The following is an 8796-nucleotide window of genomic DNA, read 5'->3' on the forward strand; positions in this document are numbered from 1 at the left end:
GGCTAGAACACCGAGAGCCCGGTCAGCGTGGTGAACCGGTCCAGGGCGGCCACGCCCGCCACCGAGTTGCCGCGCGCGTCCAGGCCCGGGCTCCACACCGCGAGGGTGCACCGGCCCGGGACGACGGCGACGATGCCGCCGCCCACCCCGCTCTTGCCGGGCAGTCCGACGCGGTAGGCGAACTCGCCCGCCGCATCGTACGTCCCGCAGGTCAGCATCACCGCGTTGATCTGCTTGGCCTCGCTGCGCGTCAGCAGTCGCGTGCCGTCGGCGCGGAGCCCGTGCCGGGCCAGGAAACGCGCGGCGCCGGCCAGGTCGGCGCAGCTCATCTCGATGGAGCACTGCCAGAAGTAGTGCTCCAGCAGTGCGGGCACCGGGTTGTCGATGTTCCCGTACGAGGCCATGAAATGGGCGACGGCCGCGTTGCGGTCGCCGTGCTCCTGCTCGGAGGCCGCGACCTCGGCGTCGAAGCCGATGTCCGGGTTCCGGCTCTCCTGACGCAGGAACTCCAGCAGCTCGCTGCTCGCGTCACCCGTCAGCGTCTGGAGTCGGTCGGTGACCACGAGGGCGCCCGCGTTGATGAACGGATTGCGCGGAATGCCGTTTTCGTACTCAAGCTGCACGAGCGAGTTGAACGGGTTGCCGGAAGGCTCCCGCCCGACGCGCTCCCACAAGCTGTCGCCCCCCTCGGCCAGCGCCAGGGCGAGCGCGAAGACCTTGGTGATGGACTGGGCGGAGAAGGGCACCCGCCAGTCGCCCACCCCGAAGACGTTGCCGTCGAGGTCGGCGATGGCCATCCCGAACTGACGCCGGTCCACCGAGGCCAGCGCCGGAATGTACTCGGCCGGAGTGCCGCTGCCGATCAGCGGGGCGATGTCGGCCGCGATCCGCTCCAGCAGCGGCACGTAGTCCGTGCGTACGACGTCAGGCACCGCGGTCAGTCCTTGATGCCCCGGTGCAGCGCGACGATGCCGCCGCTGAGGTTGCGCCAGGCGACCTTGGACCAGCCGGCCTTCTGCAGCAGGGCGGCCAGCGCCGGCTGGTCGGGCCATTCGCGGATGGACTCGGCGAGGTACACGTACGGGTCGGGGTCGGACACCACCGTGCGGGCCACCGGCGGCAGCGCCCGCATCAGGTACTCCATGTAGACCGTACGGAAGGGCGCCCAGGTGGGCTGCGAGAACTCGCAGATGACGACCTGCCCGCCGGGCTTCGTCACCCGGTACAGCTCACGCAGGGCGGCGTCGGTGTCCTGGACGTTGCGCAGCCCGAAGGAGATCGTGACGGTGTCGAAGACGTCGTCCCGGAACGGCAGCTTCGTCGCGTCACCGGCGGTCAGCGGCAGCCAGGAGTGCCGCTTCTTGCCCTCCATGAGCATGCCCAGGGAGAAGTCGCAGGGAACGACGTACGCGCCGGTGGCGGCGAAGGGCAGCGAGGAGGTGGCGGTTCCGGCGGCCAGGTCGAGGACCACGTGCCCGGGGCGCGCGCCGACCGCCTTGGCGACCTCCTTGCGCCACAGCCGGGCCTGGCCCAGCGAGATGACGTCGTTGGTGAGGTCGTATTTCGCCGCGATGCCGTCGAACATGGAGGCGACTTCGTGCGGCTGCTTGTCCAGGGAAGCCCTTGTCACTGGCGTTCGCCCCTCGGTGTGCGATGCGGATCGGCGGGTACGCACCCATCCTCTCAGGCCGCGCCCCCCGCGAGCCGCGCGGGCTCCGACACCCCCGCCCTCCTTTCCCACCGGACGGGTGTCGGAAACTGTTCCGAAGGACAGTTACGCGACGCCCCGGCGGACACGTTGACTGCAAAGGTGCGGCCCGGTGAGGGTCACCCACCGGATCGGTGACCGAATCGTGGCCGGTCCGGCAGGGGCCGCCACGAACAGGAAGCTTCACGATGCCGGCAGGCCATTCCAACGGTCGCTCCCGTCGCGACAACCCGCGCGCCCGGCGCCGGGCCGAGCGGCGCAAGCGGCTGCGGCGCACGATCCTCCTCGGCTCGGCGGCGGTGGTCGTGCTCTCGGCGACCGCGTACACGCTGCTGCCGCAGGGTGACGACGCGAAAGCCACCGCGGGCAAGGCGGCCGCCCAGCCCGACCCGACGGCCGGGGAATCGGCGGACGGTTCCGCGAACCCGGTTCCGCAGGGCGGCCAGCAGACCCCCGCCCCGCAGCCTTCCAGCTCACCCGCGGCGTCACCGCCGGGCTCGCCCACGCCGTCGCCCGCTGCCGCGACACCCTCCGCGCAAGGCACCTTCAAGACCTCCGCCGCCGCCGGGAAGGCGCAGGGCAAGGGGCCCGCGCGCCGCTGGCGGATCGAGGTCGAGGAGGGCAGCGGGGTGGATCCGGAGTCGGCCGCCCGCTCGGTCGAGGCGATCCTCGGCGATCCACGCGGCTGGACGAAGGACCCGAAGTACGGCTTCCAGCTCGTCGCCGCGGGCCAGCCGGTGGACTTCACCATCAAGATCGCGATGCCGAAGACGACCGACCTCCTGTGCGACGTGGTCACGCCCGAGCTGATCGGCGAGACCAACTGCAGCACGGGGCACACCGTCGTGGTCAACCTCAAGCGCTGGCAGGAGGGTTCGCCGCAGTTCGCCGGCTCGCCCGAGGAGTACCGGGCGCTGATCATCAACCACGAGGTCGGGCACGAGCTCGGCCGCGGGCACGAGTCCTGCCCGGGCCCCGGCAAGCCCGCTCCGGCGATGATGCAGCAGATCAAGGGACTCCTCGGCTGCAAGTCCAACGCCTGGCCGTACGACGCGGATGGAACCTACCTGTCCGGTCCGTCCGTCCTATAGGGGGAGAGCGGGCCACAGAACGGGGCCGGCCGGGGGGCTAGGAGAAAACGTGCGCGTCGTCAGCTTCAGCGTCCCGGCGTGGTTCCCCTCGTACGAGGAGCCGGGCGGGGAAGCGCAGGCACCGTGCGAGGACGTGCCGGACGGCGCCGCGGCGGACGGCTCCGCGCCGAACGGGAACGGCCCCACCGAGCGGCCCGCCGATCGGCCCGCCGACGCCCAGCTGACCGAGCAGGAGTCGGCCGTGTTCCTGTGCCTGGCCACCGGCGCCTCCAACCGGGAACTCGCCGTCGAGCTGCAACTCTCCGTCAGCACGGTCAAGTTCCACGTGGTGAACATACGGGCCAAGCTGGGCGGCATCAGCCGCCTGCAGGCCTGTCTGCTGGCGGCCCTGGCCCGGGAGGACACCCGGCGCGCCGCCGATGCCGCCGCTGCCGTCGACAGTGCCGCCACCACGGGGCACGGCGACCGGATCGGGCTCAGCGACGGCGGTGGAGCAGCCGCCCCCCGATGACCGTGGCCACGCAGGTGGTCGCACCCCGCTCCGACAACTCGGCCTCGTCCGCCACCGCGAAGACCGCGAAACGCGCCGGAACCCCCGCCTCCAGGATTCCGTGGAAAGCCTCCGCCGCAGCGCCCCGCCCGGCGAAGGGATCCAGGTCGGGCAGCCCCTCGTAGTCGGCCGGCGGCAGGATCGTGAGCCCGGACCGGGACACCGCCGTGCGCACCGCCGGGATCGTGAAGCGGCCGCAGACCGCCACCACCCCGCGGGCCAGCAGCCGCTGCGTACCGCGGCGGGCGCTGTGGCCCCACCGCGGCTCGGTCATCTTCAGCGCCTCCAGCGCGGCCGCGCCCCGGATCGGATCCGCGCCGAGCTCGGTGACCTCGTACGGGTCGTCCGGGTAGTACGTCCGCTCCAGCAACACGTCCGCCCCGCGCACCACCAGCCCCGGGGTGATCAGCCCGGGCCAGCGGCGGGTCCGGGCGTGCGGGTGGGCCGCGGCGACCTCCTCGTACGGCCCGACGCGGGCGATCCGGTCGCCGTCGACGAGGACCGCACCGCCCGGCAGCGGCGCGGACCCCGGCCCGGTGACCAGGAGTTCGGCGGTGTGCAGCGTCAGCATCGGTCGGCCGGCGTCGTCAGTTCGTGGAGATGAGCTTCAGCTCGGGGTGCGCCGTGCCACCCTCGATGGCGGTCGAGGAGATGTGCGAGACCACCCGCTCGTCGACCGGGTCGTTCGCCGGGTCGTCGTGCACGAGCAGGTGCTCGTACGTGGTCGCGCGCTGCGCCGGGGTGCGGCCCGCCTTGCGGATCAGGTCGATGATCTCCTGGCGGTTGGAGCGGTGCTTGGCCCCGGCCGAGGAGACGACGTTCTCCTCCAGCATGATCGAGCCGAGGTCGTCGGCGCCGTAGTGCAGCGAGAGCTGCCCCGCCTCCTTGCCGACGGTGAGCCAGGAGCCCTGGATGTGGGCGATGTTGTCGAGGAACAGGCGCGCGATCGCGATCATGCGCAGGTACTCGAAGATCGTCGCCTGGGTGCGGCCCTTGAGGCGGTTGTTCTCGGGCTGGTAGGTGTACGGGATGAAGGCGCGGAAGCCGCCCGTACGGTCCTGGGTGTCCCGGATCATCGCGATGTGCTCGATGCGCTCGGCGTTGGTCTCGCCGGTGCCCATCAGCATGGTGGAGGTGGACTCCACGCCCAGCTTGTGGGCGATCTCCATGATCTCCAGCCAGCGCTCGCCGGACTCCTTGAGCGGGGCGATGGCCGTACGCGGCCGCTCCGGCAGCAGTTCGGCGCCGGCGCCCGCGAAGGAGTCGAGGCCGGCCGCGTGGATGCGCTGGATGGCCTCCTCCGCCGAGACGCCCGAGATGCGGGCCATGTGCTCGACCTCGGACGCGCCGAGGGAGTGGATGACCAGCTGCGGGAAGTCCTTCTTGATGGCGGAGAAGTGGTGCTCGTAGTACTCGACGCCGTAGTCCGGGTGGTGCCCGCCCTGGAACATGATCTGCGTGCCGCCGAGCTCGACGGTCTCCGCGCAGCGGCGCAGGATGTCGTCGAGGTCGCGGGACCAGCCCTTCTTCGCGTCCTTGGGGGCCGCGTAGAAGGCGCAGAACTTGCACGCCGTGACGCACACGTTGGTGTAGTTGATGTTGCGCTCGATGATGTACGTCGCGATGTGCTCGGTACCGGCGTAGCGGCGGCGGCGCACGGCGTCGGCCGCCTGCCCCAGCGCGTGCAGCGGCGCGTGGCGGTAGAGGTCGAGCGCCTCTTCCTTGGTGATCCGGCCCCCCGCGGCGGCGCGGTCGAGGACAGACTGGAGAACGGCCTGGTCGGTCACCGGTGAGTCACCTTTCGGCGGTGTGTCTGTGTCAAGGTCCGGACCGATCCAGCCTACGCCAGGGTCTGACGAGCGGATGAGGCCGGTCGGCCGGCCCGGTCTCAGCCGCTCGTCGGACCCTGGGGTCCGACGAGTGTTCTCAGGGGCTGCGGGTCAGGTCGCCCTCGGGGTTTCCGGCCGGGTTGTCGCCCGACTTGTAGTGGAGCGTCCCGTTGGCGTTGAGGGTGAAGCGCTCGTCGGCGGAGCCGTCGGAACAGACCCCGGGAGCCGGGTTGGGGCCGGCCGAGCTGTCCAGGACGAGGGTGCGGTCGGTGGCCGAGGCCAGCTTCCAGTCGCCGCTGCAGTCGGTGCCGAAGAGCGGGAGGATCGATGTGTCCCGGGCGACGACCTCACCGACCTTGCCGGCCTTGATGGTGATCTCGAACTCCGTGGAGAGCTTGGCGCGGGCGGTGGTGACCGTGCCCTTCCAGGTGCCGACGAGCTCCTTGGGCACGTCCTCTCGGGTGCCCTTGGGCGTGGCCGGGCTCCCGCTCGCGGTCCCGCTCCCGCTCGGGGTCGCGGCCGGGGCCGAGCCCGCCGGGGCCGGGGAGGACGCGGACGGGCGTTCTCCGGCGTCGGCCAGGTCATGGCCCTTGCCGCCCTGGCCCGGCAGCACGTCCATCCAGTACAGCCCGCCGGACAGCACCGCCAGTACGGCCGCCGCGGCCAGGACCACGGTGCAGCTGAACCGGCGCCCGGCCGCCCTGACGGTGACCTGCCGACCCGCGTCCTCCGCCGCGGTCCGCTGCCCCGGCAGCCCCGCGCCGCCGGTTCCCGGGCCGGGGGTCCCGTAGGGGCCGGATCCACCGGACGAGCCCGCGGTCGCGGCGGGCGAGCCGATGCCCGGCCCGGCGGCCCCGTACGCGGGGTCGGGCGGCCCGAAGCCGCCCGCCCCGGCGGGGCCTCCGTACGAGGCGGCCGTGAACGGCACCGGCCCGGACGGGCCGTCGGCGTACGGCGAGTGCGCCGGGAGCGGCGGTGTGAAGCCCCGGCCGGCCGACACCTCGGACCCGCCCCCGGAGGTGTCGGCGTCCAGGTCCAGCAGCGCCACCGCGGCCCGGCTGGCCTCCTCGACCAGCGGCCCGGGCAGCCAGCCGGGGGCGCCCAGTGCTCCGCCGAGGGCGGCCGCGACCGCCTCGGGGGCCGGCCGCTCCACGGCCGTCTTGGCGAGACAGGCCTCGATCAGCTCGCGCAACTCCCCGGCCGGGAGCGCGGCGAGCTCCGGCGGCTCGTGGACCACCTTGTAGAGGAGCGTCGCCGAGTTGTCCCCGCTGAAGGGCGGCCGCCCGGTCGCCGCGAAGGCCATGACCGCGCCGAGCGAGAACACGTCGGCCGCCGCGGTGACCCCCTTGCCGAGGATCTGCTCGGGCGACATGTAGCCGGGCGAGCCGATGGAGACGCCGGTGGAGGTGAGGGAGGCGGTGCCGTCCGTGGCCCGCGCGATCCCGAAGTCGATCAGCCGCGGCCCGTCCAGGGTGAGCATCACGTTCGACGGCTTCACGTCCCGGTGGACGAGGCCCAGACCGTGTACGGCCACCAGGGCGCGGGCCAGCCCCGCGCCGATGGCCCGTACCGAAGCCTCGGGGAGCGGGCCGTGCGCGGCCAGCGCGCGGTCCAGGGAGGGCCCGGCGACGTACCCGGTGGCCACCCACGGCACCGGAGCCTCGGGGTCCGCGTCGAGCACCGGCGCGGTCCACTCGCCGCCCACCCGGCGGGCCGCCTCCACCTCGCGGCGGAACCGGGCCCGGAACTCCTCGTCGGAGGCGAAATGCGGGTGCACGATCTTGACGGCGACGGTGCGACCACCGGCGCTGCGCCCCAGGTAGACCCGGCCCATGCCACCGGCGCCGAGCCGGCCGAGCAGCCGGTAGGCGCCGATGGTGCGCGGCTCACCGGCTTCGAGCGGCTGCATCGCGTCCCCCAATTCCCCGTGATCCCGGGCGCCTTGTGCCGCCCGGCCGAGCAGCAGCCTAGGGGGTGTCCCGCCGGGGCGGGCGAAGGTGCGCGGTCACCTTTTTACATTTCCGTCCCCGGCCGAGAAATGCAAAAAGGGCGGGAATTCCCGGTAAACCGCACATGCGACCGTCCGGTCTTTGGACTACCGCCGGGTAAACCCGCTCAGCACTCCTGGACCACCGTGCTCAGCAGCTCCACGGCCACATCCGCGGGATACCCGGTCGTCGATCCCGTACGGCGCGCGAATTCACGTACGCCGGCCAGCTGCTCGGGACCGAAGCGGAAGTCGAGCGTCGTGAAGTACCGCTCCAGCAGCTCGGCGTCGAAGGCCTCCCAACGGGCTGCCTGTTCGGCCACCTTGGTGACCTCCTCCAGGGACACGTCCCGGGAGGAGAGGAAGGCCTCGTGCACCTCGCGCACGACGACGGGCTCGCGGGCGAGGTAGTCCTTGCGGGCGGCCCAGACGGCGAAGACGAACGGCAGCCCGGTCCACTCCTTCCACATGTGGCCCAGGTCGTGCACGGTCAGCCCGAGCCGGGGCGCGTCGTGCAGCGAGGCCCGCAGCGCGGCGTCCCCGATCAGTACGGCCGCGTCCGCCTCCTGCATCATCACGCTCAGGTCGGGCGGGCAGGTGTAGTAGTCGGGTCGTACCCCGTACTGCTCGGAAAGCAGCAGCTGAGCGAGGCGTACGGACGTACGGGAGGTGGAGCCGAGTGCGACGCGGGCTCCGTCGAGCTGCTCCAGGGGGACCTGCGAGACGATCACGCAGGACATCACCGGACCGTCGCAGCCGACGGCGATGTCGGGGAAGGCGACGAGCTGGTCGGCGTTGCGGAGGAACTCCACGAGGGTGATCGGGGCGATGTCCAGGTCTCCCTGGACGAGCCGCTCACTGAGTTTCTCGGGGGAGTCCTTGGTCAGCTCCAGGTCCAGCAGAGTGCCGGTTCTGGCCAGCCCCCAGTAGAGGGGCAGGCAGTTCAGGAACTGAATGTGGCCGACGCGGGGCCGGCTGCGATAGACGTCCACATCGCGAGACTAGCCCCCGGGTCCGCGTCAGCCTTGCGGCGGGTCTCAAACGTCCGGGTGACGTGATCTTTCCCTCTGGTCTCGGCCGCAGGGTGCGTGCTAGGCTCGCCGCAAGTTGCAGTTTGGTTTCCCTTGCAGTACGAGGCCTGCGGAGAATGTGACCCGCAGGCTTTTGTAGTTTTCAGACTTCTTAGCAGGTTCTGGAGCAGGGCGACCCTTTGGCCCATAGGAGGGCTCATGGCTACCGGAACCGTGAAGTGGTTCAACGCTGAAAAGGGCTTCGGCTTCATCGCCCAGGACGGCGGCGGCCCGGATGTCTTCGTCCACTACTCCGCGATCAACGCCTCTGGCTTCCGCTCCCTCGAGGAGAACCAGCAGGTCAACTTCGACGTCACGCAGGGTCCGAAGGGCCCGCAGGCGGAGAACGTCACCCCGGCCTAGTCGCCAGGGCCAATCCCATCGCGGGTTGGAAAAGCAGTACCCAAGGAGCCCTGTCCCCTCTGCGCGAGCAGATCAGGCAGGGCTCCTGCCTTTTGCCTCCCGGCGTGGGGGCGGGGGGGGGGGGGGGGGGGGGGGGGGGCGGGGGGGGGGGGGGGGGGGGGCGGCGCGGCCCGGCGGGGGGGGGGCGGGGGGGGCGGG

Annotated in this window: 9 protein-coding genes; 3 read left to right on the forward strand and 6 right to left on the reverse strand. The window is 72.0% G+C overall.

The features are described from left to right. Positions 1-2: 2 nt before the first annotated feature. Positions 3-905, reverse strand: coding sequence for a glutaminase (locus tag ACGFYY_RS20430; protein ID WP_393711192.1), 903 nt, complete (start codon positions 903-905; stop codon positions 3-5). Between the two features lie 32 nt (positions 906-937). Next, positions 938-1630: a demethylmenaquinone methyltransferase gene (locus tag ACGFYY_RS20435; RefSeq protein ID WP_365279435.1), complete on the reverse strand. Its 693-nt coding sequence runs from the start codon at positions 1628-1630 to the stop codon at positions 938-940. Between the two features lie 266 nt (positions 1631-1896). On the opposite strand from ACGFYY_RS20435, the gene ACGFYY_RS20440 reads away from it, so the two are divergent. Continuing rightward, positions 1897-2799 (forward strand): DUF3152 domain-containing protein, encoded by a 903-nt coding sequence (locus ACGFYY_RS20440; RefSeq protein ID WP_393711058.1) that lies wholly within the window; start codon positions 1897-1899, stop codon positions 2797-2799. Positions 2800-2848: 49 nt separating this feature from the next. Beyond that, positions 2849-3310 (forward strand): response regulator transcription factor, encoded by a 462-nt coding sequence (locus tag ACGFYY_RS20445; RefSeq protein WP_393711060.1) that lies wholly within the window; start codon positions 2849-2851, stop codon positions 3308-3310. Here ACGFYY_RS20445 and ACGFYY_RS20450 read toward each other — a convergent pair. From ACGFYY_RS20450 to ACGFYY_RS20465, 4 genes are all read right to left on the reverse strand, one after another. Then, positions 3276-3920, reverse strand: coding sequence for a hypothetical protein (locus ACGFYY_RS20450; protein WP_393711062.1), 645 nt, complete (start codon positions 3918-3920; stop codon positions 3276-3278). The two genes, ACGFYY_RS20445 and ACGFYY_RS20450, sit on opposite strands and share 35 nt — an antisense overlap. 16 nt (positions 3921-3936) lie before the next feature. Next, complete coding sequence (mqnC, locus tag ACGFYY_RS20455) at positions 3937-5136, reverse strand: cyclic dehypoxanthinyl futalosine synthase (RefSeq protein ID WP_033224154.1); 1200 nt, start codon at positions 5134-5136, stop codon at positions 3937-3939. A gap of 139 nt (positions 5137-5275) precedes the next feature. After that, positions 5276-7087 carry a serine/threonine-protein kinase gene (locus ACGFYY_RS20460; RefSeq protein ID WP_393711065.1) on the reverse strand — a complete coding sequence of 604 codons (1812 nt, stop codon included), beginning with the start codon at positions 7085-7087 and terminating at the stop codon, positions 5276-5278. A 206-nt stretch (positions 7088-7293) separates the two neighbouring features. Then, complete coding sequence (locus ACGFYY_RS20465) at positions 7294-8157, reverse strand: menaquinone biosynthetic enzyme MqnA/MqnD family protein (RefSeq protein WP_393711067.1); 864 nt, start codon at positions 8155-8157, stop codon at positions 7294-7296. Between the two features lie 237 nt (positions 8158-8394). Here ACGFYY_RS20465 and ACGFYY_RS20470 point away from each other — a divergent pair, with 237 nt between their 5' ends. Continuing rightward, entirely contained in the window at positions 8395-8598 is a 204-nt protein-coding gene (locus tag ACGFYY_RS20470; RefSeq protein WP_007265804.1) for a cold-shock protein, read from the forward strand. Positions 8599-8796: the final 198 nt, after the last annotated feature.

Origin of the sequence: Streptomyces sp. NPDC048331 (genome assembly GCF_043201215.1) — a bacterium.
Lineage (GTDB): Bacteria > Actinomycetota > Actinomycetes > Streptomycetales > Streptomycetaceae > Streptomyces.